This is a genomic window from Micromonospora zhanjiangensis, assembly GCF_042650605.1.
GTDB lineage: Bacteria > Actinomycetota > Actinomycetes > Mycobacteriales > Micromonosporaceae > Micromonospora_J > Micromonospora_J zhanjiangensis.
The window spans coordinates 412029-437306 of sequence record NZ_JBHSBN010000001.1 but is presented as its reverse complement, the minus strand read 5'-3'; the positions used below and the strand labels follow the sequence as shown (position 1 = coordinate 437306).

Here is a 25278-nt window from a genome sequence, read left to right as displayed (position 1 = left end):
CGTCAGCCGGACGGCAGCATATCGGCAGTGATTCGGCAGTGTCCGTCCGCAGACTTACCACCTGCAAGGAACCGGACACCCCGAAGAAAGAGACAGGCATGAGACGACACACCGGCGCGACGGCTCTGATCCGGCGCGGAACCGTGACCCTGACGGCCCTGGCGGTGACGGTCGCCGGCGTGAGCGGTTGCGGCGCGGTCGAACGGGCCGGATCGGCGGGGTCGGCGTCCCCGGCACCGAGCGCGTCGAAGTCACCGAAGGAGATCCTGCTCGCCTCGGTGCCGGACGACGCCAAGGGCCCGGTCCGCTTCTCCGGCAAGGACGCCACGAACGACATCACCGGCTCGGTTGACCCGGCGGCGAAGGCAATCCAGCTGAACACCTCCATCGAGGATCCGGAGCACCGCTTCACCATGCAGATGGGGTACCTGATCATCGGCCAACAGGTGTGGATGAAGGTGAGCTTCAAGGCCGCGAAGGGGGTCACCGGCCTGCCGAAGCTGCCGAACAAGTGGTTGAAGCTCGACCCGGCCAAGGTCACGGACAAGGACGCCACCCCCGCGTACGACGGCGCCGACCAGGGCAACGCCGGCCACCTGTTCAACGCGGCCACCACGGTGCAGGACAAGGGCAACGGTGAGTACGCGGGCGTCATCGACCTCACTGACGGGACCGCCGCCCAGGTGCTGGACGCCGACCAGATGAAGGCGTTGGGCCAGCAGGCGAAGTCGATCCCGTTCCGCGCCACGCTCGGGCCGGACCACAACCTCGCCTCGCTCACCATGGACGTCCCGGCCGCGGGCAAGAACAAGGCCTTCACGTACGTCGTGAAGTACAGCGAATACGGTCACGCGCCGAAGCTCGGCGCGCCCGCGGCCGACCAGGCACAGGACGCGCCCGCGGCGGCGTACGACCTGCTCAACGGCTGATCCGACCGGCGCGCACCGGTACGGGCGGCGACCACACGGGGGGTCGCCGCCCGTACCGACTGCCCGGGGGACCTTCCGGGTCACCGGTCCGATCGGCGCGGGCGCAGGTTCCGCAGCGGTCCCAGCCGGCCGGCCAGCGCGGCCAGCCCGCCCGGGAAGAAGTACACGGCCAGCACGAACACGGTGCCCAGGACGAACAGCGGCTGGGACAACGGGCCGCGCAGCACCCCGGGCAGCGACCGCACCGCCTCCGACGAACCGAACGCGGTCAACCGATGGTCGAGGTACATGTAGAGCATCCCGCCCAGGACCGGCCCCCAGCGGGTCCCCGGGCCGCCCAGCACCACCATCACCAACAGCGACAGGGTCAACTCCGACGAGGTGACGTGCGGTGAGGCGCCGCCGACCAGCAGGCAGTAGACCACCCCGCCGGCCACCGCCAGCGCGCCGGAGACGGTGAACGCCACCAGCTTGAACCGGTACGGGTCCAGCCCGAGCACCCCGATCCGCCGTTCGTCGTCGCGCAGCCCGGCCAGCACCCGGCCGGTCGGCGACCCGGAGATCCGGTGCACCAGGAGCACCACCAGGACCAGGTACGCCAGCGCCAGCCAGTACAGGTTGACCGTGTTGGCCACCCCGACCAGCGGGGCCGGCAGGCCGGACACGTCCAGCGGCAGTCCCTCCTCGCCGCCGGTCAGCCCGCCGAAGTCGCGGGCCACTCCGAGCGCCGCCACCTGGGCGAACGCCAACGTCACCATGGCGAAGGCGATCCCGACCGTACGCAGCGCCACCGCGCCCAGCAGCGCCGCCAGGACAGTCCCACCGACCAGGGTGAACAGGGTCGCCTGCCACAGCGGCAGGCCGGCCCGGGTGACCAGGACGTCAGTGCCGTAGACGCCGGCCGCGAAGTACAGCGCGTGCCCGAACGAGAGCATGCCGGTCCGCCCGAACAGCAGGTCGTAACCGGCCGCCAGACCGCCGAACACCAGGCAGATGGCCAGCAGTTGCAGGGTGCCCGGCGAGTTGAGCGGCCCCTCGAACGCCCCCGGCACCACCACCGTCGAGTACGGCAGCAGGGCGAACAGCAGCAACACCAACAGCGGCAACCAGACCCGCGGCGCGACCCGGCGCCGCCGGCCGGGGGTCACCTCGTCCGGCACCACGGCCGGCGGCGTCTCCTCGACGGTGGAGGTCATGGGGTAACCACCTTTCCGGCGATGCCCTGCGGGCGCAGCAACAGCACCAGCGCCAGCAGCGCGACGACGCAGACGTCACCCAGCCCCGAGGTGCCGTAGTAGTTGACGAACTGTTGCAGCAGGCCCACCGCGACGGCCGCGTACGCCGAGCCGACCACCGAACCCATCCCGCCGATCACCACCACGATGAAGGCGAAGATGAGCAGCGACCCGCCCTGCCCCGGGGACACGGACCCGAAGTAGACCCCGCCGAGCCCGCCGGCCAGCGCCGCCGCCGCCCCGCCGATCGCGAAGACCAGGGTGAACGCCTTCCGCACGTCGATGCCGAGCGCGGTGACCATCTCCCGGTTCTCCACCCCGGCCCGGATCACCAGGCCGTACCGGGTGTAGCGGAGCAGGCCGAGCAGCGCGGCGAGCACCACCACCGCGGCGACGATCAGCAGCAGCCCCGAGTTCGGCACCTTCGCGCCGAGCACCGAGGTGACCCGCTGGGTCCAGGCCGGTCGGGGGAAGCTGCGCGGGTCGGCGCCCCAGGTGGCCTGCAACAGCGCCACCCCGGCCAGAGACAGGCCCACGGTCACCAGCACCTGCTCGATCGGCCGGGCGTACAGCGGCCGGATCATCACCAGCTCGACCAGCATCGCCACCACCGCGCCGGCCAGCACGCCGAAGGCGACCGCCAGCACGAAGCCGAACCCGTCGGCACCGGCGCCGGGCAGGTTGCCGGCCGCCCACCAGGTGGCGTACGCCCCGACGGACAGGAACAGCCCGTGCGCGAAGTTGAGCACGTCGGCCAGCCCGAACACCAGCGACAGCCCGGAGGCGACCAGGAAGTACAGCGCGGCCAGCCCCAACCCGGTCACCGTCAGCAGCACCAGCGTGCTCATGAGGTGGCCACCTCGCTCGATCCGACGCCCAGCAGCGACCGGGTCAGCGCCGTCTCCCGCAGCAGCTCCCGGGCGTCGCCGGCCCAGGCGACCCGGCCGGCGGCCAGCACGACCGCGTCCCGCGCCAACCGGCGTACCACCGCGAGGTTCTGCTCGACGAGCAGCACCGGCACCACCTCCGCGACCCGTTCCAACACCTCGGCCACCTCGGTGACCACCTTCGGCGCGAGACCCTTGGTCGGCTCGTCGACCAGCAGCAGCCGGTTGTCCCGCAGCAACACCCGGCCGATGGCCAGCATCTGCTGCTGCCCGCCGGACAGCGACCCGGCCCGCTGCCGGCCGCGCCGGCGCAGCTCCGGGAACAGGTCATAGACCCGGTCGTACGCGGCGGTCAGCTCGCCGCCGGCGGACCGCGCCCCGCGCGGCTCGGCCAGCCGCAGGTTCTCCGCGACGGTGAGCCCGGCGAACACGCACCGGTCCTCCGGCACGTAGCCGAACCCCTCGCGGACCAGCCGGTACGTCGGCTGGTTCAGCAGCCCCCGCGCCCCGGTGCGGATCGTCCCGCGCACCTCACCACCGCGCGGCGTCAGCCCGACGATCGCCCGCAGGGTGGTGGTCTTGCCGACCCCGTTGCGGCCGAGCAACACGGTCACCCCGGTCGGCGCCACCGTGAAGGACACCCCCTGCAGGATGTGCAGCCCGGCGATCCGCACCGACAGGTCGGTGACGGTCAGCACCGGTTCGCCGCCCGCGGCACCCTCCAGCCTCGCAGGGCCGCCTTCCGTTCGCGACTGCAGGGCTCGCAAACCCGGCTCACTCCTCGCGCTCACAGAGCCGCCTTCCGTTCGCGACTGCGGGGCTCGCAAACCCGGCTCACTCCTCGCGCTCACAGAGCCTCCCCCAGGTATGCCTGTTGGACGGTCGGGTTGGCCATCACCGTCTCCGGGGTGTCGCAGGCGAGCAGCGCGCCGTGGTGCATGACCGCGATCCGGTCGGCCAGCCGCAGGATGACGTCCATGTGGTGCTCCACCATCAGCACCGACCGACCGGCCTCCCCGGTCAGCGACCTGATCACCTCGACCAGTTCCGGCACGTCCTCGGCGCTGACCCCGGCCATCGGCTCGTCCAGCAGCATCACCGACGGTTCGCCGGCCAGCAGCAGGGCGATCTCCAGCTTGCGCTTCTCGCCGTGCGCCAGGGTGCCGGCCGGCGCGTCCCGCCGGCCGGCCAGCCCCACCCGGTCCAGCGCCGCGTCCGCGGCGACCAGCACGTCCCGGTCGGCCGCCGCCCGCCGCCACAGCCGCATCGACCCACCACGATGAGCCTGTACGGCGAGCCGGACGTTCTCCCGTACGCTCAGCGACCCGAACACCGACGAGGACTGGAAGGTGCGGCCCAGCCCGAGCCGGGCGCGCCGGTGCGGAGGCAAATGCCCGACGTCCCGGCCGTGCAGCAGCAGCCGCCCCTCGGTGGCCGGGCGCAGCCCGGAGACCAGGTTGAACAGCGAGGTCTTGCCGGCGCCGTTCGGCCCGATCACGCCGAGGAACTCCCCCGGCGCCAGGTCCAGGTGGACGTTGTCGACGATGGCGACCTCACCGATCCGCCAGGTCAGTCCCCGAACCGCGAGCACAGTCACTCCGGTCAGCCCTTCATGCTCACGACCGGGGGCGCGCACTCCTGCGGCGCCAGGGTCTTCTGCGCCTCGGCCTTCATCGCCGTACCGGTGCCGGTGAGCTTGGCCTGGAACATCGGCTGCAGCAGCGCATGGTCCTCGGCCCGGACGGTCATCGGGCCCTTGACCCCGTCGAAGCTCCAGCCCTCCAGGCCCTTGACCATCTTGTCCACGTCGTCGCCGCCCTGCTCGATCGCCCGGACCACCAGCTGCGCGGCGGCGAAGCCGTCCGGGTGGAACAGGTCGAGCACGCCGCCGGGCACCGCGGCCTTGGCGGCCTTGGCCGCGTCGTTGTCGCTGGCACCGTCGAAGTAGTGCGACAGGAACGAGATCTTCGTCCCGCCGGCGCCGAAGGTGGCCCAGGACGCCCGGATGTCCAACCCGGTGACCACCGTGGTCGAGCCGAGTACGCCCTGCTGGTCGAGGCTCTGCCACATGGCCGGGGCGGAGGTGCCGGCCCAGGCGACGAAGAGCAGGTCCGGCTTGGCCGCCTTGAGCTGACTGGCGAACGGGGTGAAGTCGGTGGCGCTGGCCGGCGCGAGAACGCTGCTGACGGTGGCGCCCGCGCCGCCGAGGACCGCCTTCACCGCCGTCTCGTTGCTCTTGCCGAAGGCGCTGTCCTGGCCGAACACCACCACCTTCTTGCCGGTCGGCTCGCCGATGAACGACTTGGCCGTGAGGACGTCCTGGTAGGACTGCCGGCCGGACCGGAAGGTGTACTTGTTGACCCCGGTGACGCCGTCGGTGGCCGCCGGCCCGGAGATGAACAGCACCTTGTTCTGCGCGGCGATCGGGGCGACCTGCAACGCCACGCCGGAGGCCGTCGAACCGGCGATAATCTTCGTGCCCTTGCCGATCAGGTCCTTGGCCGCCGACACCGCCTTGGCCGGGTCACCCGCGTCGTCCACCTCGGTCACCTCGACCGTACGGTTGCCGACCTTGTTGCTGCCCTTGGTGGCGTACGACAACCCGGCCTTGAAACCCTCGATGTACTGCTTTCCGTAGCTGGCCAACGCGCCCGACTGCGAGTAGACCAGGCCGACCTTCACCGGCGCGTCACCACCGCCGCCGTTCGCGGTGCTCTGCGGGCTGCCGCAGGCCGTGGCGGCCAGCGCCACCGTCATCATGCCGGCGGCGGTGACCAGTGCCCGCCGCGTCGTCCGGACCGTCATGTGTGCGCTCCAGGTGGGGGAGGTGGTCGCTCCGGGTCGGTCGACCCGGAGGACACGGGGAAGGGAGCTTGTTGTCGGCACACGCTAGAAGTGACGTCACACACGAGCTATGTGGCGGAAACCCACAAGTAACACCGATCGGATGGCCCCACCACACAGTCCACACTTGGTCACAGCCAGATAACGGCCACGGGCCGATGCCGCGCCCCCAACCCACCGCCCATCCTGTGTCGATCCACCCCACCCAGGCGCGAGGCGCCCGCCCCAACCGGCTCCCGTCCCGACAATGTCGGGGACTTTGCTGTTATTCGGCGCGCGGATGCAGCAATGTCCCCGACATTGCTGGTATCTCCGCCCGCCTCGTGGCGGGTGACGGGTGGGGGCTCGGTGGGTGGGGGTAGAGGGTCGGGGTAAGTCAGGATGGGGGTTCGGGGACGCAGCGACCGGGGTGGGCGGCGGGCAGGAGGCAGCGCAGCGGGCCGGTCGGGACCCGGTCGCAGAAGGCCCGGTAGCGCAGGTTCTGCCGGTTCGCCGCCGACACCGTGGTCTCGATCGCGTCGATCTCCGGCAGGGTCGCGGCACCTACGTCGCGGACCCGTCAGCGAAGTAACCACACCCACCGAGCCACGCACCCGCCGACCCGGGCGACCGCCGGTTCGTGCGCATCTAGTGCTGCGGGAGTGACACCAGACGTTCACAAACCGGCGGGTGAATGCCCACCCACCGCACCATGCGACGCTCGCCCCTCCGACACGCGGATGGAGAAGCCCTCACCGCCCGCAGCGCGGACGCACCAACGCAGACCGGCCCGGTGTCAGCTACCCGACAACTCATCCCCCTCAGCGCATTATCGCTGGTCACGCTGCAGACATCACGGGACATCCACCCTGCCCGAGACGTCAAGACCCACAGAACTCCATGCCGAGCGCTACCGTGTCGTCACCAAAAGTGAATGACGTCCGATGCGCGATGTCTGCCAACGAGGAGTTCTTCCGGTCCAGGAAATCCGCCGCCGTGCTCAAGCACGGCATCCTCAAGCGGTACCCGGTGGTCTTCGCGTCGATGACCGGACAGAGCAACCCGGTCGTCTTCCTGGACGGCTACGCGGGCCGGGGCGAATACGAGGACGGCGAGCCCGGGTCTCCCCTGCTGCTCACCCGGTGCGCCGAGTTCGTCAGCGGCTTCCGCGACGTTCGCGGCTTCTTTGTCGAACAGGACGACGACAACTTCGCCAACCTGCGACAGGTTCTCCACGCCAAGGGCGGCACGGTCCGTCGCGAGTTGCGGCACGGCACCCTCGACGAACACCTGCCGGAACTCCTGGTCCTGGCGAAGGATGCCTCCCTCTTCGCGTTTCTCGATCCGTTCGGGCCAGCGCTCGCGTTCGACACGATCCGGCATCACCTGCTCGGCCGGCCTGGCCACCCACCGAGGTCTTGCTGCACTTCAGCGTCTCGGCGGTGGCCCGGGTGGGACGCGCGGTCCACCTGGCGCGGACCAGACCCGGGGCCTGTCCGATGCGGACAGAAAGACCGCCCGCCTGCTCGACCGCTTCCTCGGTGCCGACTGGTGGCAGGAACATTTCGCCACGGTGGGCGACGTGCGCACGGACGAGCGGGCCACCGACGTCGCGCTCCGGGTGGGCTTAGAGTACGAACGCCGGCTGACCGAGGGAACGCATTACCGGGCGATCCGGATGCCGGTACGCAAGCGACCTGACCTCGCACCGCAATACGTCCTCGTCCTGTTCACGACGCATCGCGAGGGCGCCTGGCATTTCGCCGACGCGCTCGGCAAGGCCGGCGTCGAGTGGGAACAGGCATGGTTCGAAGAACAGGTACGGCGAGGAGACCTAGTCGTACCCACCCTCTTCGGCGAGACGCCCGTATTCGACGCCGAGGCATACAGGAAGCAGAACGGACCACGGTGGACGGCCATCATCGAACAGAACATTCACGGGCTACTGGAACAGCACCCACGACTCACCTTGGCCGAGGTCGTGCCGGAGGTCTACGGGAAGACGCTCGGCCAAGCATGGATCCCGCACGTACGCGCCGCGGTCAAGAGCTTGCACGCCCGGGGATACATCCCCCGGACGGGCCACGGCGACTTCTGGAAACAGGTCCTCTACCGCTCCTGACCACCCCGCGGTCGCGGAAGACGGCGACCAACGGCACGGCCGTCAGTCGCACAATGGCGATTCCGACTCGGCGGCCGCAGGCACGGCGACGCTTCGCTCGTCGTTGTCACCCGGCGACAGTGACCGTCCGCCGCACCGGCATCTCGTCCCAGGTCCGGCCGTCCAACGCCCGGCCACCGGCCTTCGGCGTACGACCGCCCCACTGCTTGAAAAAGAACGCCGTCCCGGCCACCTGGCACTGATCCCGCAGGTCACGCACCCAGTCGGCGGACATGTTCCGACATCCGGCTCCCGATTCGCCCCCCGCGATGAGCCAGTCGACGCCGTCGAGGTCGAGTCCTGGCAGCGGTCCGAGCAGCGGCTCGGCCGAGACGAACCGGACGGCGGCCGGCACCGTCCGCAGGTGGTCGACCCGAGCCGTCTGGCTCGCGTCCTCGACGCTGACACCCATCCAAACGTTGGCCGGCCAGTCGATCTCCGGGGCAAGCCTGGCCAGCCGGGCGGCCCGCTTGGTGAGCACCTGATAGGTGTGCCGGGGCGTCTTGCGCATCACCTCGAACACCCGCCGCACGTAGGCCAGTGGTACCCGAGCGTGAAAAAGGTCCGACATTGAATTGACGAACACCGTCCGTGGTTCCCGCCAACGGTACGGAACGTCCAGCGCGTCGGCGTGAATGGCGACGCCGAACCCGGGCCCGGACGTTCGCGGGTCACCGTCCACCTGGTACTTCGGTGATCCCATCGCCTTGAGCCGTTTGGCGAGCGTGAGCGCGTAACAGTGGTCGCAGCCGCTCGAGATTCGGTCACAACCAGTGGTCGGATTCCAGGTCGCCTCGGTCCATTCGATGGCGCTCTTGTCGGCCATTGCCGCTCCTCCCACTCGGAGAGCCAATGATGTCGAACACCCGTACGCATATGAAGCACCCGTCCCGGCATTTCCCGGCCAAAATATTGGCGGCGCCTCTGGGCGCGCAGATGTCAGCGCGGATTGCCCCCGAGGGGCGACTCCCGCCAAGCTCTGGCGCTCCACCTCAGCTCAGACGCCACACCTGGAAGGTGGGGCCGTCGGCGGGAAGTTCGACCGTGCCGTCGGAGGCGGGGCGGAGGGCCGCGCCGCCGTACAGGTTGGTGGCGTCGCCGGTGCCGGGGAGGCCGGCCAGGCGGACCGGGCGGCCGGGGGCGCGGCGGGCCAGCACCAGCAGCGCGTCGTCCGCCGTCTCGCGCAGGAAGACGACGGTGTCCGCGTCCGCGTGCGCGAAGCGCAGGCCGCCGTACCGCAGCGCCGGCTCCGCCCGGTGCAACCCCAGCAACGACCGGTACGCCGCGAACGTCGCCGCGTCCCGCCGCTCCGGCCGGTCCCACGGCATCGGGGTACGCGAGTCCTCGCCGTTGACGCCGGTCAGGCCCCACTCGTCGCCGGCGTACACCATCGGGATGCCCGGCATGGTGGCCAGCATCCCGGCGGCCACCTCCTGCCGGGCCGCGTCCCCGACGACGGTACGGCTCCGGGCCGAGTCGTGCGAGCCGAGCAACTGCCACGAGTGCGCGCACGCCCGCCAGGACACCAGCGACCGGTACGCCGCCATGGTGGCCAGCATCGCGTCGGCGCCCTGCCGGCGGATCCCGCCCGGGGTGCCGAGGAAGGTCGGCAGCGGCCGGTCACCGGCCCGCAACCAGCGCAGCAGCGGATCGGTGAAACCGGTGTAGTTCATGGTGCCGTGCCAGCCGCCCCGGTCCAGGTCACCGGTGTGGTCGTGGCCGTGCTCGGCCATCAGCAGCGCGTCCGCCCGGACCTCGGTCACCACTGCCCGCAGCAGCGCGGCCACCTCGTGGGTGTACGCGTCCGCGCCGCGCCGGCCGGTCATGTTGGCCACGTCCACCCGCCAGCCGTCCAACCCGTACGGCGGGCGCAGCCAGCGCCGGACCACGGAGTCGGCGGCCCCGGCGAACCGACGGCGCAGCTCGGCGCTGGCCCAGTTCAGCTTGGGTAGCGTCTTGACCCCGTTCCAGGATTCGTAGTCGCCGCCGGCCGGGTCGAAGTAGTACAACTCCCGTTCCGGCGCGGACCCGTCGGCGGTGGCGGCGACGAACCAGTCGTGCCCGTCGCCGGTGTGGTTGCTGGTCACGTCGCCGAGCAACCGCCAACCCCGGGCGTGCACCGCGTCGGCCAGCCGGGCCAGCGCCGCGTCGCCGCCGAGCAGCGGGTCGACCCGGTCGAAGGCGCTCGCGTCGTACCGGTGGTAGGTGGTGACCGGGTTGCGCACGCCCACCCGCGCCCGCCACCACGTCTCGTCGCCGACCCGCCGGTCCGGCCGCACCTCGACGAACCTCGGCTCGCCGTCCGGGGTGGTCCGCACGTGCACCCGGTCCACCCCGGCCGTCGCCGGCACCCGGACGAACACGTCGACCGTGTCGCCCAGCCCCGGCGCCTGGTCCGGGACGTAGAGCCCGGACCCGTCGTGATGCGGCAGCATCGAACCCGCCTTTCGCGCGGCTCACGTCCGTCCGGAGCGGCACCTCTCGGGCCGCGGGTGGTCGCACCGCGCACACCCCTCCGGTTTCACCCTTTCACCGATCCTGCGGTCAGACCCGAGACGATGTAGCGCTGCAGGAACTGGAAGACCGCCACCGTGGGGATCGCGGTGAGCAGGGTGCCGGCGGCGAACACGCCGAAGTTGGCGTTCCGCTGGTCGCCGTTGAGCAGGCTCCACATGCCGACCGCCACCGTCTTGGACTGCCCGCTGGTCAGGAAGACGTTGGCGAGCAGGAACTCGTTGATGGTGGTGATGAAGGCCAGCAGCCCGGTGACCGCCAGGATCGGCGTCACCAGCGGCAGCATGATCCGGAAGAACACCTGCGAGTGGGTGGCGCCGTCCATGGTGGCCGACTCGTCCAACTCCCGGGGCAGCGTGTCGAAGAAGCCCTTGACCAGCCAGGTGTTCACCCCCAGCGCGCCGCCGAGGTAGAGCAGGATCAGCCCCCACGGCGTGTTGAAGCCGATCGCCGGCCACAACTCGGTGATCCTCGAGAAGATCAGGAAGATCGCCACCACCGCCAGGAACTGCGGGAACATCTGGATCAGCAGCAGCGACAGCAGACCCACCCGGCGGCCGCGGAACCGCATCCGGGAGAACGCGTACGCGGCCAGCACCGACAGGAGCAGCGACGCGGCGGACGCCAGCACGGCGATCAGGACCGAGTTGAGGAACCACCGGCCGAAGTCGGTCCGCTGGAACAGCTTGCCGAAGTTCTCCACCGACACGCCGCCGGTGGGCACCAGGTCGGTGGAGCTGAGCGTGCCCTGCGGGTTCACCGCCGCGGAGAGCACGAACAGGATCGGGAACAGGCTGAACGCGATCGCGAGCAGGCCGACCAGATGCCGCCAGCCGACCTGGGAGAACCACCGGGTCACGAGTACACCTCCTCCTGTCGGCGGGTACGCCGGAAGCTCACCGCGGAGATCACCGCGACGATGGTGAAGATGAAGATCGAGATGGCCGCCGCGAAGCCGTACTCGGCGCCCTGCCCGCCGAAGGCGAGCCGGTACGTGTACGTGATCAGCAGGTCGGTGGCCCCGATCATCGAGTTCTCGGCCGGGAACGGGCCGCCCTCGGTGGTCAGGTAGATCGCGTTGAAGTTGTTGAAGTTGAACGCGAACGACGAGATCAGCAGTGGCGAGAGCGCGACCAGCAGCAGCGGCAGGGTGATCCGCCGGAACGACTGCCAGGGGCTCGCCCCGTCGACCGAACCGGCCTCGGACAGCTCCCGCGGGATGGCCTGCAGCGCCCCGGTGGAGACCAGGAACATGTACGGGTAGCCGAGCCACAGCTGCACGAGCAGCACCGCCAGCCGGGCCGACCAGTTCTGCCCGAACCAGTCGACGTGCGTGCCGAACAGGTTGTTCAGCAGCCCGAAGTCGGTGTTGAACATGTCCCGCCAGACCAGCAACATCGCGAACGACGGCATGGCGTACGGCAGGATCATCAGCACCCGGTAGACGTTCTTGCCGCGTACCCGGGGCGAGTTGAGCGCCAACGCGCAGAACAGGCCGAGCAGGAAGGTGCCGCCGGTCGAGCCGATGGCGAAGGCGAAGTTCCAGACCAGCGTGCCGAGGAACGGTCCGGAGATGTTCGGGTCGGTGACCACCCGGGTGAAGTTCGTCAACCCGACCGTGACCTGCCAGCCCTGGGCCAGCCGGTCACCGTCGTCGGCCACGAACGTTCCGGTCGCCGGGTCGGCCGTCCAGGTCTTCCCGGTGTCCGCGGCCCGGACGCAGTCGCACCCCGCGTCGTACGCCCGGACGGCCTTGCCCTCGTACGCCCGGGACAGGCCGCTGGACCGGATGGCGCCACCGGGGGTCGGCACCGCGAAGTCGGTGATCTCCTTGCTCCGCGCGCTGGCCTGGCCGAAGTTCAGCACGGTGTAGCCCTTGGCGGCGGTGACCTTGCCGGTGCCACCCACCGTGACGTCGGCGGCGTCGAGCTTCGTCAGCCCGCCCGCGTCGCCGGCCTGGACCGTCCCGGTGGCCGGGTCGGTGACCAGGAAGACCAGCGGTCCGCTGGCCGGGTCGCCGGTGGTGGCTACCGAGAGCTGGTACTCGGTCGAGCCGGGCACCTGGGTCACCGAGGCGGTCTGGATCGCGGTGATCGCGTCCTGCTTGCTGCCCCGGTGGCCGTCGCCGAAGTTGGTGAACGCGGTGCTCGCCGTGTAGAGCACCGGCGCGACCTGGAAGGCGATCAGGAACAGCGTCCCGGGGATCAGGTACTTCGCCGGGATGTGCCGGCGGGTCAGGTAGAGGTAGAACAGTCCGGCGGTGGTGCCCGCGAGGATCGCCAGCCCGATCCACGCGCCGGCCTCGACCAGCGGGAAGGCCGCCCAGATCGCGATCCCGGCGGTCAGGCCGAGGAGCACCACCTTCACGGCCAGGCCGGATGCGGTGACCGGCGCGTCGTTACGCGCGACGCGGCGCTGCGGTTCGGGCCGGCGACCGTCGGCCGGCCCCCGGCCCGGGGCCCGCAGCGCGGACCCCGGGCCGGAGAGCTCGGTGCTCATCGGTTACTTGATCTGTCCGGCGATGGTCTTGCCGGCCGCGGTGACCGTGGCGGTCGGGTCGGCGCCGCCGACGACCGCGGACTCCGCCTTGCCGAACGGGTCCCAGATGGCGGCCATGGCCGGGATGGCGGGCAGCACCTGGCCGTTCTTGCCGGCCTCCTGGAACTTGGCCAGGTCCGGGTCGCTGCCCTTGACCTGGTCCAGCGCCGCGGTCAGCGCCGGCGGGCGCGGCTCGGCCTGGTAGAGCGCCACGGCGAGGTCGGTCCGGGTGGTGTAGTTCGCGACGAACTCCTGCGCCAGGGCCTTGTTCTTGCTCTTGGCCGCCACGTAGAACGCCTGCACCCCGACGAACGGCGCGGCCTCCTTGCCGCCCGCGAACGGCGGGACGGCGGAGATGTCGTACGTGATGCCGGCCTTCTTCGCGTCGGTCACGGCCCACGGTCCGGAGACCAGGTACGCGCACTTCTTGCCGGTGAAGGTGGAGATCGAGTTGGTGTCGTCGATGGACCGCTTCAGCGCCCCGGCGCCCTTCTCGCCCAGCGCGCCGATCTTCTTGAACGCCGCGATCGACTCGGGCTTGCCGACGCCCAGGTCCTTCGGGTCGTAGTCGCCGTTCGCGGTGGTGCCGAAGAGCGAGCCGCCGGCCGACGCGTACAGCGGGTAGATGTGGTACGCGTCACCCTTCTGGCCGACCTGCAGGCAGAGGATCTCGCTGACCTTCTTCTCCTGCTGGAGCTTCTTGCCCGAGGCGACCAGGTCCTCGATAGTCTTCGGCGCCTCGGGGGCCAGCGCGGTGTTCCGGATCAGCGCCAGGTTCTCCATGGCGTACGGCACGCCGTAGGTCTGGCCGTTGAAGGTGACCGCCTTGACCGCGGTCGGGTTGAACGCGCTCTTCATGTCGCCGGAGAGCTGCACCGGGTCGATCGCGCCGTTCTGGACCATGTTGCCGATCCAGTCGTGCGCGCCGACCACCACGTCCGGACCGCTGCCCTGCTGCGAGGCGGTGACGAAGGTGGTCTGCAGTTCCTTGGAGACGGCCTGGACCTCGACGGTCACGCCGTTCTCCTGGCCGAACTTCTCGGCGAACGGCTTGAGGGCGGCGGTGCGCTTGTCGTCGGCCCAGATGACCAACTTGCCACCGGCCGCCTTGGCGGACTCCTTGGCGGCCGGCTTGCCGTCGCCGCCACAGCCCGCGGCGGCGAGCGCCAGGGCGAGGGCGGCGACCACACCCGCGGTACGGATGCGCATCGGTACTCCTGTCGATCATGGCCGGGCGGGCTCGGGTGGCGCCGTCCGACCGAGGGGGTTATCGACCGCACCGCGGACCGTCGTACCGGCGCGGGGCCGGTGCAGGTCACGGGCAGGTCGGTGTAAGTTCTTTCAACCGGCGCCGGGATCTCGCGCCGCAGGTGTGGCGTGTTTCCGGGACCGTAGCAAGAGCTTTCAGATTATGGAAGTCCTTGCAGTCGTCGGCGCAAGAACTTGCCCATGGGCTAAGGTGCCGCCATGCGCGCTCGACTGTCCGACATCGCCCAACAGGCCGAAGTCAGCGAGGCCACGGTGTCGCGGGTGCTCAACGACCGCCCCGGGGTCGCGCCGGAGACCCGGCAGGCCGTGCTCACCGCCCTGGACGTGCTCGGCTACGAGCGGCCGGCCCGGCTGCGCAAGCGCAGCGCCGGCCTGGTCGGCCTGGTGGTGCCGGAGCTGGAGAACCCCATCTTCCCGGCCTTCGCGCAGATGATCGAGACAGCCCTCGCGCAGACCGGTTTCACCCCGGTGCTGTGCACCCAGACCCCCGGCGGGGTGACCGAGGACGAGTACGTCGAGATGCTGCTCGACCGACAGGTCTCCGGCATCGTCTTCGTCTCCGGCCTGCACGCCGACACCGCGGCCAACCACGACCGGTACCGCGCGCTGGTGGCCCGCCCGCTGCCGATCGTCCTGATCAACGGGTACGCCGACGGCATCCCGGCGCCCTTCGTCTCCTGCGACGACCGGGAGTCCGGCGAACTCGCGGTGGCCCACCTGGTCGCCCTGGGCCACCGCCGGATCGGGCTGATCACCGGACCGGACCGGTTCGTACCGGTGCAGCGCAAGGTGGCCGGCTACAAGGCGGCCATGCGGCGGCTGCTCGGGGTGACCGACGCCGACCTGGCCGAGCTGACCGAGCTGTCGCTGTTCGGCGTGGAGGGTGGCGAGGCGGCCGCCGGCCGGCTGCTGGACCGCGGCGTGACCGGGGTGGTCTGCGGCTCGGACCTGATGGCGCTCGGCGCGATCCGGGCCGGCCGGCACCGCGGCCTGGCGGTGCCGGGCGAGTTGTCCGTGGTGGGCTTCGACGACTCGCCGCTGATGGCCTTCACCGAGCCGCCGCTGACCACCATGCGGCAGCCGGTCATCTCGATGGCGGTGGCCGCCGTCCGGGCCTTGGTCGACGAGATCCACGGCCACCCCGCCCCGCACTCGGAGTACGTCTTCCGGCCGGAACTGGTGGTGCGCGGCTCGACCGCGGTCGCCCCGCCGGCACGGCCGACCACGCCGACCCAGCCGGGCCCGGTCGCGGCGCCGCCGCCCGACCAGTCGCCGGCCGGTACCGCGCTCGCCGGTCGGAGCTGACGGCCGGCTTCTTGCGCAAGGCTTGCTTGACTCTTGCAGGGTTGGCCGGCATTCTGCACTGATCCTCTCGCGCGGCCCGGTGCGGCCGCGGACCCAGACGCCACGTCACGATCGGACGGCCAGTGCCCCCCTCCACCGACAGCAGCACCGCGCCCGCGCCCACCACCGACGACACCTGGTGGCGCTCGGCCGTGGTCTACCAGGTCTACGTCCGCAGCTTCGCCGACTCGAACGGCGACGGCACCGGCGACCTGCTGGGCGTCCGGGACCGACTGCCGTACCTGCGTGACCTCGGCGTGGACGCGCTCTGGCTCACCCCGTTCTACCGCTCCCCCATGGTCGACGGCGGCTACGACGTGGCCGACTACCGGGACGTGGACCCGATGTTCGGCGACCTCGCCGACTTCGACGTCATGATCGCCGAGGCGCACCGGCTCGGCCTGCGGATCATCGTGGACCTGGTGCCCAACCACACCTCCGACGCGCACGCCTGGTTCGCCGAGGCGCTCGCCGCCGCCCCCGGCTCGGCCGCCCGCGAGCGGTACCTGTTCCGCGACGGTCGGGGCACCGACGGCGAACTGCCGCCCAACGACTGGGAGTCGATCTTCGGCGGGTCGGCCTGGACCCGGGTGCCGGACGGCCAGTGGTACCTGCACCTGTTCGACCCCGCCCAGCCCGACCTGAACTGGCAGCACCCCGAGGTGCGCGCCGAGTTCGAGGACATCCTGCGGTTCTGGCTGGACCGCGGCGTCGACGGTTTCCGGGTCGACGTGGCGCACGGCATGGTCAAGCAGGACGGCCTGCCCGACGTGGGGTACTCGTCGGCCACCGGCCAGCGCCAGGTGGAGTTGCTCGGCAAGGCCCGGTTGCCGTACTTCGACCAGGACGGCGTACACGAGATCTACCGGTCCTGGCGGCCGATCCTGGACAGCTACCCGGGCGGACGGATGGCGGTCGCCGAGGCGTGGGCCGAGACGCCGCAGCGGCTGGCCCGCTACGTCGGCCCGGACGAGCTGCACCAGGCGTTCAACTTCGACTTCATGGACGCCGTCTGGTCGGTCGACTCGTTCCGCAAGGTGGTCGACACGGCGCTGGCCGAGGCCGCCGTCGTGGGCGCGCCGACCACCTGGGTGCTGTCCAACCACGACCGCCAGCGGCACGTCACCCGGTACGGCGACGGCGAGGTCGGCCTGCGCCGGGCCCGGGCCGCCGCGCTGCTGATGTTCGCCCTGCCCGGCTGCGTCTACCTGTACCAGGGCGAGGAGTTGGGCCTGCCGGAGGTGCTCGACCTGCCGGCCGAGGTACGCCAGGACCCGTCGTTCCGGCGTACCGGCGAGAGCCGGGACGGTTGCCGGGTGCCGCTGCCGTGGCACGGCGACACCCCGCCGTACGGCTTCGGGCCGGACGGCTCCACCCGGTCCTGGCTGCCGGCGCCGACGACCTGGGGCCCGCTGTCGGTGGCTGCCCAGACCGGCGATCCCGCCTCGACGCTGGAGCTGTACCGCGCCGCGCTGCGCGCCCGCCGGGCCCACCCTGCACTGACCGCCGCGCCGGCCGACGCCGAGCCGGCCACCATGACCTGGCTCGACCTGGGACCCGGCGTGCTGGCCTTCGCCCGGACCGGCCCGGCCGGCGCCGCGGCCCTGGTCTGCGCGGTCAACCTCAGCGGCGCCGAGGTGCACCTGTCCGGCCACGGCGAGCCACTGCTGGCCAGCGCCCCGCTCACCGCCCGCGACGGCGGGTACGTCCTCCCGGTCGACGCCGCCGTCTGGTTCGAACGGCGCTGACCGACCTGCCGGCTCAGCCGGCTTGGCCGACGAGCTTGCCGGCGATCCGCCGCCAGCCGGCGCGGATCTCCTGCTCGCTGGGCGGTTCGGCGGGTGGCGCCGACGCTCCGCCGCCGGCCGCCGCGTCGAGTTCCTCGTCCACGACGGTGTCCTCGTAGACGCCGTACAGGTCCTCGTCGTCCAGCTCGACCCGGCCCTCCTCGGCGCCGGCCATCGCGGCGGCGATCTCGCCGCGGATCTCGTCGATGGAGACCGCCGTGGACAACGGCTCCACCACCGCCATCAGCTCCTCGTCGGCCACCACCGCCTCGGCGAGCGCCAAGGCGTGCGCCCGCTCGTACGGACCGCAGACGACCGGTTCCCAGTCGTCCCCGCCGCCGAGCGGGCCGAACGTGATGATCCACGGCTGTTCGGCGACCGGAGAGTCCTGCGCCAGCTCCAACGTCACAAGTGCGCCCACGCGCCCCATCATGTCCATCCAGCACCAGCCATCAGCACGTTTTGCCCGAATTGCCCACTCTCACTCTTCCGGCTCATCGGGCGGGGGCGTGCGGTCGGGTGGGGGCGGGGGGTCGACGGGTGCGTCGGTGGTCGCGGCCTCGCCGCCGGCCAGGTCGACCACGCGGCCGAAGCCGCTGGTCGCCGCGACGGCCGCGCCGAACAACAGCAGTTGGTTGAGCAGGTAGAGGTACAGCAGCAGGCCCACCGCGCCGGCCACCACCGTGTACGCCGGATTCCGCTCGGTGCGGACCACGTAGTAGCGCCCCACCGTGTTCAACAGCGTGATGCCGATCGCGAGGAACATGATCGACGGTCGCAACCGCCGTCGACTGATCTTCAACCGGGGTACGGCGATCATCAACATCGCCGCCAGCACCGCGTTCACCAGCACGCTGAGCACGCCACTGACCACCGCCAGCCCGACCGAGCCGGTGCTGCGCAGCAGCCAGCTCAGCAGCGACTCCAGCGCGTCGATCGCCGCGATCGACACACCCAGCAGCACGAACACGCCGAACAGCACCGCCAGATCGACCAACCATCGGATCACCACGTTGCCCGGTTGCTGCTCCAGCCCGTAGATCAGCCGCTGCGATGACCGGATCGCCTCCACCCACCCGACGCCGGTGAACAGCAGGATCACCAGGCCGATCACGCCGATCGTGCTGCTGCTCTCGCGGATCTGGTCCAGGCCGACGAACGGCAGGTTCCGGATCAGGAACTGGTCCACGGCGATCTGCACCGCGTGGCTGCTCCGGACCACGAAACCGAAGATCGAGTACGCGACCAGGCCCAGCGCGAACACCGCGAAGAACCCGTAGTAGGCGATCGCCGCGGCGAGCCGGGGACCGAGCAGGTTGTAGTAGTGGTCCTGGGCCCGCCAGAAGTGGTCGAACCGCCGCGACCTGCGGCGACCGGCCGCCACCCGGCGATCGAAGCCAGCCTCGATCCGGTCGAAGACGTTCACGACCGTCATTTTGGCCGATCGGTGGCCGGACATCCGCATCCAGGGTCGGCGCGCCCGCCGCGGCGCCGTCCCGGCCGAGACCACCGACGGCTCAGCCGCCCAGCCGAAAGTCCCGGCGGGGCTGCCAGCGGGCGGTGCCGCCGTGCGAGAACAGGGTGAACGACTCGACCTCGAACAACGCCGAGAAGTCGGCCAGGTCCTCGTACACCTTGTCCAGGGCCTCCGGGGCGACGTCGTGCGCGACCGTGACGTGCGGGTGGTACGGGAACCGCGCGTCCCGGCGCAGCTCGGGCGCCGATCCGATCGCGGCGGCCAGCAGCTCGCACTCGCTGATCCCGGCGGCCACCGCCACGAAGACCACCTCGGTGATCGGCCGGAACGTGCCGGTCCCGCGCAGGTGCAGGGTGAACGGCAGGTGCTCGGCGGCCACCGCGGCGAGGTGCTCCTCCACCCGGGGCAGGCTGGCCGTCGGGATCACCGTGGGCCCGAGCAGGGTCACGTGCGCCGGTACGTCCGAGGCCTGCGGATCGCCCGCCTCGGCCCGTCGACGGGTCAGGTAGCCGCCCCACGGCTCCGGGATGTCCACGGCGACACCGATCTGCGTCGTCGGGACATCAGCGTCCTGCGTACCGTCCGTGCGAACCACGCTCCGCTCCACCCCAACCCGGTCGCCCTCGCCGCCGACCGCATCCAATCACACCCGTCGGCGGCCGGCCCCGGACAGTCCGTGCGGCGCGGCCGGCGTGCCGGTCAGCTGCTGCGCGGCGCGACGAAGCCCACCCGGTCGTACGTGGTGCGCAGCGTCGCCGCGGCCACCGCCCGCGCCTTCTCCGCCCCGATCGTGAGCAGCTTGTCCAGTTGGGCCGGATCGTCGAGATAGGTACGGGTGCGTTCCTGGACCGGTCCGACGAACTCCCGGACCACCTCGGCAAGGTCCTTCTTCAGGTCGCCGTAGCCCTTGCCGGCGTACGTCTCGACCAGGTCGTCGACGGTCCGGTCGGCCAGCGCGGAGTAGATGGTCAGCAGGTTGGCGATGCCCGGCTTGTTCGCCTGGTCGAAGATGATCTCGCGCCCGGTGTCGGTGACGGCGGAGCGGATCTTCTTGGCCGACCGGGCCGGATCCTCCAGCAGGTCGATGATGCCGGCCGGCGAGGACGCCGACTTCGACATCTTCGCCGTCGGGTCCTGCAGGTCGGTGATCTTCGCGGTGTCCTTGACGATGTGCGGCGCGGGCACCGTGAAGGTCCGCCCGAACAGCCCGTTGAACCGCTGCGCCAGGTCCCGGGTCAGTTCCAGGTGCTGCCGCTGGTCCTCGCCCACCGGCACCGCGTCGGCCTGGTAGAGCAGGATGTCCGCGGCCTGCAGGATCGGGTACGTGAACAGCCCGACGCTGGCCCGGTCGGCGCCCTGCCGGGTGGACTTGTCCTTGAACTGGGTCATCCGGCTCGCCTCGCCGAAGCCGGTCAGGCAGCTCAACACCCAGGCCAGCTGTGGGTGCTCCGGCACCTGGGACTGGACGAACAGGGTGCACCGCTCCGGGTCCAGCCCCACCGCCAGCAACTGGGCGGCGGCGATCCGGGTCCGCCGGCGCAGCACCCTCGGATCGTGCCCCGCCGTGATCGCGTGCAGGTCGACCACGCAGTAGAACGCGTCGTGAGTGTCCTGCAGGGTGACCCAGTACCGCACCGCGCCGAGGTAGTTGCCGAGGTGGAACGAGTCGGCGGTCGGCTGGATGCCGGAGAGAACCCTGGGCCGGGCGGCGGGTGCGTCGGACATGCCGGCAATTCTGACAGCCCGGCCGCCGGGCCGCGATGTCACCCCGGCCCGGCCGCCGGCCGCCGTCCCCGCCGCCGAGGCCGGCCCTCGTCCCGGTCGCGGTCGCCACGACGTCGTCCCGGTCGTTTACCGTCGTCTCTCCCCGGTCATCGGAAATCTCTCCCCGGTCATCGGAAATCTCGGGAACCTGGGACGCGTCCCGGGGCTCGTACCCTGACAGCTCGTACCCTGACAGACAGCGAACCGGAGGGGCGGCGATCGGTGCGGCCGGAGCACGGACCAATCGACACCGACCAGGCGTGGGGAGAGCTCTACCACGCCTGCTACCGACGGCTGGTCACCCAGCTCTACGCCTTCACCGCCGACCTGACCGAGGCACAGGACGTGGTGCAGGAGGCGTTCGCCCGGGCGTTGGCCCGCCCGCGCGGGCTGGCCGGCGTGGACAACCCGGAGGCATGGCTGCGCACGGTCGCGGTCAACGTCGTACGCCGACGGTGGCGCCGCCGCCGGCTGCTCGACACGATCCTGCTCCGCGACCGGCCGGTGAGCCGGCTGGTCGAGGCCGCCCCCGGGCCGGAACGGACCGACCTGCGGGACGCGATCGCCACCCTGCCGGCCGGTCACCGGCAGGCCATCGTGCTGCACTACCTGGCCGACCTGCCGGTGGAGGAGATCGCCCGGCTGCTCGACGTACCCGTGGGCACGGTCAAGTCCCGATTGTCCCGCGGCCGTACGGCGCTCGCCGCCCGGCTGGCCGACTACCGCGCCGCGGCGCCGGGCGATCCCGCCACCGGGCCGACGGAGGTGACCCATGCCTGACCTGGACATCCGGCTACGCCGGGAGCGGGCCGACCTGCTCGCGACGATCGACCAGCCCGCGCTGGACCGGATCCGGGACCGGGCCCGTGGCCTGCGGCGTCGGCGCGCCGCCCGGACCGGTGCCGGCCTGCTCGCCACGCTGGTCACGGTCGCCCTGGCGGTGGGCCCGTGGCGGGCCGCCGACCCGCCGCCCGCGGACCGGGCGGCTTCGCCGCCGCCCACCGTGCCGGTGTACGGCGACGCCGGTATCACCATCACCGGGCTCACCGGTGACTCGGTGCTGCGGCTGTCCGGACCGGTCACCGACGTCGAGTTCGCCGACGCCGACATCGGCTTCCTGGCGTACACCTGCGCCTGCCCGCTGCGCCTGCTTCGCACCGCCGACGGCGGGCGTACCTGGCATGCGGCCGCCCTCCCCGCGGAACTGGGCAACCACGCCGACGTCGACCTGATGGCCTTCGCCGACGGCCGGCTGGCCGCCGCTCCCGCCACCCCCGGCTCCAGCGCCCCCGACGCCACCGGTTCCGCCGCCCCGGGTTCCGGCGGCACCGTGCGGCCCGGCGGGCCGGTCGGATACCGCACCTCGGACGGCGCCGACACCTGGCAACCGGCGGTCGCCGGCAGCGCGCCGGCCCCGTTCGCCCGGCCGGACGACCGGCTGCGGCTGCGCCCCGGCGCCGGACGGTGCGACGGGTCGGTGGAGGTCTGGCCGGACGGGCTGCCACAGGTCGCCCCGCTGCTCGTCCAACCCGGCATCGGGGTGTGCTCGGTGGCGCCGGTCCCGGCCGGCGACGGCACCCGCTGGGTCGGCGGTACGTCCGGCGACCGGGCCGCGCTGGCGGCCACCCGGGACGGCGGCCGCAGCTGGCGGACGGTGCTGCTCGACGCGCCGGCCCGGGACGTCGCCACGGTCGAGGTGGCGACCCTGGGCAGCCACGTCTACGCGGCGGTGCTCGACCGGAACAGGTCCGTCCCGGCGCTGCTTCACTCGTCGGACGGCGGCCGGTCGTTCAGCCGGACCGGGTCCGGCCCGCCGACCGGACTGCCGGGCCTGGCCGGCGCGATGGTGCCGCTGCTCGACGGTCGGCTGCTGGTGGCCGGCACGGACCAGCGGTGGTACCTCAGCGCCGACGACGGCGCCACCTTCGCCCGCGCCGGCGGCAGCCTGCCGGCGGTCGGCCGACTGGCCCGCACCCCGGCCGGCTACGTCGCCTACGACCTGTTCGGCGGCGGCTGGGTCGCCTTCTCCCGCAACGGCCTGACCTGGCACAAGCTGCAGGTCAACTGACCGTCCGGCCACCCGCCCGCGACCCGTGCGGAGCCGGCACGGCAGCCGCGGCGGCCGATTCCGGCCGGGTGTCCGGTGCCGGCACGACGGCCGAGTCCGATGCCGGCACGGCAGCCGGATCCGGGGCCGGCCGGACAACCGGACCCGGCGCGGGCCGGGCGGCCGAATCCGGGGCGAGCCGGGCGGTCGGCATGGTGACCGGTTCGGGGTGGTCCGGCGCGATGCCCAGCCGGGACACCCGCCGGCCGTCCAGCGCCACCACCCGCAACACCCACCCCGTCGTCCGCCGCGCCGGCTCCCGGTCGGCCGCCGGGTCGTCCCCCACCGGCGACCTGCCGGTACGCGGACCACCCGGCTCGGTGCCGTCGCCGGGCACCCGTACCTCGTCGCCGATTTCCGGGAGCCGGCCCAGGGCGGCCATCACGAACCCGCCCACCGTCTCGTACGGGCCGGCGGGCAGGGCGAAGCCGGCGCGTTCCGCGAAGTCGGACAGGTTGAGCCGACCGTCCACCACCGTGGCCCGGGCGCCCGGCGCCGGATCCGGGTCGGTGTCGTACTCGTCGTGGATCTCGCCGATCAGCTCCTCGATCAGGTCCTCCAGCGTGACGATGCCGGCGGTGCCGCCGTACTCGTCGACCACCACCGCGAGGTGGTGCCGCTCGCGGCGCATCTCGGTCAGTGCCGCGATCACCCGCTTGCTGCCGGGTAGCCGTTTCACCTCCCGGGTCAGCTCGCCGATGGTGCGGCACCCGTCGTCGTCCGGACGCAGCAGCAGGTCCCGCAGGTGTACGAAGCCGACCACGTCGTCGTGGGTGCCGTCGACCACCGGATACCGGGTGTGCGTCTCGGCCCGGACCAGTTGCGCCGCCTCGGTCAGGGTCAGCCCGGCGGCGAGGAAGGTCACCTCGGTCCGCGGCATCATCACCTCGCGGACCAGGCTGGCACCGGCGACGAGGACCTCGTCGATGATCCGCCGCTCGTCCGGGTCGAGCACCGTGTTCGCGGCGACCAGGTCGCGCAGTTCGGCCTCGCTGATCCGCTCCCGGCCCGAGGTGGGGCTGGCCCCGAGCAACGCGGTGACCAGGCGGATCGCCCCGTCCGCGCCGCGGACCACCAGCCGGGCCAGGCCGCGCGCGACCGGCCCGGGCTCCCGTCGGGCCACCGGCCCGGGTTCCCGTCTGAACCGCCCCGGCGATCGTCGCCGGGGCCCGGTACTGCCCGATCCCCGCATGCCAGAAATGGTAGACAGCGCGGCCCACCGGCGGACCGGGACGCGGCGCATTCACCGGGACCGGGCGGTGGTCGGGGCGGATCGGGGACGACCCCTGACGGCGGTTCACCGGTCGCCTCTAGGCTGATGGGCAGGCGCGTTCACGTTTCCGCCCGGTGCACCGCGTACGACGGCCACACCGGGCGGCCAGGCTGGAGGGCACATCCGTGAAACTGCTCGTCACCGGAGGCGCCGGCTACATCGGCGGCATCGTCACCCGGATGCTTGTCGACGCCGGCCACGAGGTGGTCGTCCTCGACGATCTGAGCACCGGGCACACCGAGGCGCTCGCCCCGGAGGCGACGTTCGTCAACGCCCGCGTGCACGACGCGGCCCAGGTGCTCACCCCGGCGGCCGGTTTCGACGGCGTCCTGCACTTCGCCGCGTTCATCGCCGCCGGCGAGTCGATGACCAGGCCCGAGCTGTACTGGGAGAACAACACCGTCGGGTCGCTCGCGCTGATCGACGCGGCCCGCGCGGCCGGGGTACGCCGGTTCGTCTTCTCCTCCACCGCCGCCGTCTACGGCAACCCGACCGAGCTGCCGATCCCGGAGTCCGCGGTCAAGGCGCCGACCAACACGTACGGCGCGACCAAGCTCGCCGTGGACATGGCGCTGACCTCCGAGGCGATCGGGCACGACCTCGGCGCGGTCTCGCTGCGCTACTTCAACGTGGCCGGCGCGTACCTGCGCGACGGTGTCCAGCTCGGCGAGCGGCACGACCCGGAGACCCACCTCATCCCGATCGCCCTGCAGGTCGCCGCCGGCAGGCGGGAGAAGCTGCAGATCTTCGGCGACGACTACCCCACCGCCGACGGCACCTGCGTGCGCGACTACATCCACATCGAGGACCTGGCCCGGGCGCACCTGCTGGCGTTGGAGGCCGCCCGGCCCGGCGAGCACCGGATCTACAACCTGGGCAACGGCAACGGCTTCTCCAACCGGGCCGTCGCCGAGGTGGTCCGCGAGGTGACCGGCCGGCCGGTGCCGGTGGAGATCGCGCCGCGCCGCGAGGGCGACCCGGCCGAACTGGTCGCCTCCTCCGACCGGGCCCGTACCGAGCTGGGCTGGACCCCGGCCAAGCCGACCCTGCACGACATGGTCGGCGACGCCTGGGCCTTCTACCGCTCCCAGATCCTGGAGAAGGCATGACCGAACGCACCGAGCGCAGCGAGGGCCATGAGGCCATGCCAAACCAGCCCAGCATGACCGA

The 25278-nt window shown here is 71.8% G+C and carries 24 protein-coding genes; 8 read left to right on the top strand and 16 right to left on the bottom strand.

Going from position 1 to position 25278, the window contains the following annotated elements; all coding sequences use genetic code 11:
• The first annotated feature begins 98 nt into the window (after window positions 1-98).
• The gene (locus ACFOX0_RS02095) at window positions 99-929 is read left to right on the top strand and encodes a hypothetical protein (protein ID WP_377541655.1); all 831 of its coding nucleotides are present in this window, start codon (window positions 99-101) and stop codon (window positions 927-929) included.
• 80 nt (window positions 930-1009) lie between these two features.
• On the opposite strand, the gene ACFOX0_RS02090 is transcribed toward ACFOX0_RS02095, so the two are convergent.
• From ACFOX0_RS02090 to ACFOX0_RS02065, 6 genes are all read right to left on the bottom strand, one after another.
• Window positions 1010-2125: a branched-chain amino acid ABC transporter permease gene (locus ACFOX0_RS02090; RefSeq protein ID WP_377541654.1), complete on the bottom strand. Its 1116-nt coding sequence runs from the start codon at window positions 2123-2125 to the stop codon at window positions 1010-1012.
• Window positions 2122-3012 carry a branched-chain amino acid ABC transporter permease gene (locus tag ACFOX0_RS02085; protein WP_377541653.1) on the bottom strand — a complete coding sequence of 297 codons (891 nt, stop codon included), beginning with the start codon at window positions 3010-3012 and terminating at the stop codon, window positions 2122-2124. The genes ACFOX0_RS02090 and ACFOX0_RS02085 overlap by 4 nt, the downstream gene beginning before the upstream one ends.
• Window positions 3009-3749 (bottom strand): ABC transporter ATP-binding protein, encoded by a 741-nt coding sequence (locus ACFOX0_RS02080; protein ID WP_377541652.1) that lies wholly within the window; start codon window positions 3747-3749, stop codon window positions 3009-3011. Before ACFOX0_RS02080 ends, ACFOX0_RS02085 begins: the two co-directional genes overlap by 4 nt.
• A 149-nt stretch (window positions 3750-3898) precedes the next feature.
• The gene (locus tag ACFOX0_RS02075; RefSeq protein ID WP_377541651.1) at window positions 3899-4642 is read right to left on the bottom strand and encodes an ABC transporter ATP-binding protein; all 744 of its coding nucleotides are present in this window, start codon (window positions 4640-4642) and stop codon (window positions 3899-3901) included.
• 11 nt (window positions 4643-4653) lie between these two features.
• Window positions 4654-5856 (bottom strand): substrate-binding domain-containing protein, encoded by a 1203-nt coding sequence (locus ACFOX0_RS02070; protein WP_377541650.1) that lies wholly within the window; start codon window positions 5854-5856, stop codon window positions 4654-4656.
• A gap of 415 nt (window positions 5857-6271) precedes the next feature.
• A complete protein-coding gene (locus ACFOX0_RS02065; protein WP_377541649.1) occupies window positions 6272-6397 on the bottom strand; it encodes a hypothetical protein in 126 nt (41 codons plus the stop codon).
• Window positions 6398-6774: 377 nt separating this feature from the next.
• On the opposite strand from ACFOX0_RS02065, the gene tcmP reads away from it, so the two are divergent.
• Window positions 6775-7575, top strand: coding sequence for a three-Cys-motif partner protein TcmP (gene tcmP, locus ACFOX0_RS02060; RefSeq protein ID WP_377541648.1), 801 nt, complete (start codon window positions 6775-6777; stop codon window positions 7573-7575).
• Entirely contained in the window at window positions 7457-7996 is a 540-nt protein-coding gene (locus ACFOX0_RS02055; RefSeq protein WP_377541900.1) for a hypothetical protein, read from the top strand. Before tcmP ends, ACFOX0_RS02055 begins: the two co-directional genes overlap by 119 nt.
• A gap of 106 nt (window positions 7997-8102) precedes the next feature.
• Here ACFOX0_RS02055 and ACFOX0_RS02050 read toward each other — a convergent pair whose 3' ends face one another.
• From ACFOX0_RS02050 to ACFOX0_RS02030, 5 genes are all read right to left on the bottom strand, one after another.
• Window positions 8103-8861: a DUF5131 family protein gene (locus ACFOX0_RS02050; protein ID WP_377541647.1), complete on the bottom strand. Its 759-nt coding sequence runs from the start codon at window positions 8859-8861 to the stop codon at window positions 8103-8105.
• 166 nt (window positions 8862-9027) lie between these two features.
• A complete protein-coding gene (locus ACFOX0_RS02045) occupies window positions 9028-10470 on the bottom strand; it encodes an alpha-amylase family glycosyl hydrolase (protein WP_377541646.1) in 1443 nt (480 codons plus the stop codon).
• An 86-nt stretch (window positions 10471-10556) separates the two neighbouring features.
• Window positions 10557-11408 carry a sugar ABC transporter permease gene (locus tag ACFOX0_RS02040; RefSeq protein ID WP_377541645.1) on the bottom strand — a complete coding sequence of 284 codons (852 nt, stop codon included), beginning with the start codon at window positions 11406-11408 and terminating at the stop codon, window positions 10557-10559.
• Window positions 11405-13048: an ABC transporter permease subunit gene (locus tag ACFOX0_RS02035; RefSeq protein WP_377541644.1), complete on the bottom strand. Its 1644-nt coding sequence runs from the start codon at window positions 13046-13048 to the stop codon at window positions 11405-11407. The genes ACFOX0_RS02040 and ACFOX0_RS02035 overlap by 4 nt, the downstream gene beginning before the upstream one ends.
• Window positions 13049-13051: 3 nt before the next feature.
• Window positions 13052-14296, bottom strand: a complete 1245-nt coding sequence (locus tag ACFOX0_RS02030) for a sugar ABC transporter substrate-binding protein (protein WP_377541643.1) — start codon at window positions 14294-14296, stop codon at window positions 13052-13054.
• Between the two features lie 258 nt (window positions 14297-14554).
• Here ACFOX0_RS02030 and ACFOX0_RS02025 point away from each other — a divergent pair, with 258 nt between their 5' ends.
• Together ACFOX0_RS02025 and ACFOX0_RS02020 are read left to right on the top strand one after the other, a co-directional pair.
• Entirely contained in the window at window positions 14555-15661 is a 1107-nt protein-coding gene (locus ACFOX0_RS02025; protein ID WP_377541641.1) for a LacI family DNA-binding transcriptional regulator, read from the top strand.
• A 122-nt stretch (window positions 15662-15783) separates the two neighbouring features.
• Entirely contained in the window at window positions 15784-17448 is a 1665-nt protein-coding gene (locus ACFOX0_RS02020) for a glycoside hydrolase family 13 protein (protein WP_377541640.1), read from the top strand.
• 13 nt (window positions 17449-17461) lie between these two features.
• Here the strand turns inward: ACFOX0_RS02020 and ACFOX0_RS02015 are convergent, their stop codons facing one another.
• The 4 genes from ACFOX0_RS02015 to trpS all read right to left on the bottom strand — a co-directional run bounded on the left by ACFOX0_RS02015 (window position 17462) and on the right by trpS (window position 20689).
• Entirely contained in the window at window positions 17462-17908 is a 447-nt protein-coding gene (locus tag ACFOX0_RS02015) for a hypothetical protein (protein ID WP_377541639.1), read from the bottom strand.
• 60 nt (window positions 17909-17968) lie between these two features.
• Window positions 17969-18913, bottom strand: coding sequence for a YihY/virulence factor BrkB family protein (locus ACFOX0_RS02010; RefSeq protein ID WP_377541638.1), 945 nt, complete (start codon window positions 18911-18913; stop codon window positions 17969-17971).
• A gap of 91 nt (window positions 18914-19004) precedes the next feature.
• Window positions 19005-19607, bottom strand: coding sequence for a 2'-5' RNA ligase family protein (locus ACFOX0_RS02005; protein WP_377541637.1), 603 nt, complete (start codon window positions 19605-19607; stop codon window positions 19005-19007).
• A gap of 56 nt (window positions 19608-19663) precedes the next feature.
• Window positions 19664-20689, bottom strand: coding sequence for a tryptophan--tRNA ligase (gene trpS / locus ACFOX0_RS02000; protein ID WP_377541635.1), 1026 nt, complete (start codon window positions 20687-20689; stop codon window positions 19664-19666).
• Between the two features lie 261 nt (window positions 20690-20950).
• Between trpS and ACFOX0_RS01995 the strand changes: the two genes are divergently transcribed.
• On the top strand, window positions 20951-21508 hold the full coding sequence (locus ACFOX0_RS01995) for an RNA polymerase sigma factor (RefSeq protein WP_377541634.1): 558 nt from the start codon (window positions 20951-20953) through the stop codon (window positions 21506-21508).
• Entirely contained in the window at window positions 21501-22796 is a 1296-nt protein-coding gene (locus ACFOX0_RS01990) for a hypothetical protein (protein ID WP_377541633.1), read from the top strand. Before ACFOX0_RS01995 ends, ACFOX0_RS01990 begins: the two co-directional genes overlap by 8 nt.
• On the opposite strand, the gene ACFOX0_RS01985 is transcribed toward ACFOX0_RS01990, so the two are convergent.
• Entirely contained in the window at window positions 22789-24027 is a 1239-nt protein-coding gene (locus tag ACFOX0_RS01985; RefSeq protein ID WP_377541632.1) for a hemolysin family protein, read from the bottom strand. The two genes, ACFOX0_RS01990 and ACFOX0_RS01985, sit on opposite strands and share 8 nt — an antisense overlap.
• A 206-nt stretch (window positions 24028-24233) precedes the next feature.
• Here ACFOX0_RS01985 and galE point away from each other — a divergent pair, with 206 nt between their 5' ends.
• Entirely contained in the window at window positions 24234-25217 is a 984-nt protein-coding gene (gene galE / locus ACFOX0_RS01980; RefSeq protein ID WP_377541631.1) for a UDP-glucose 4-epimerase GalE, read from the top strand.
• The last annotated feature ends 61 nt before the right edge of the window (window positions 25218-25278 follow it).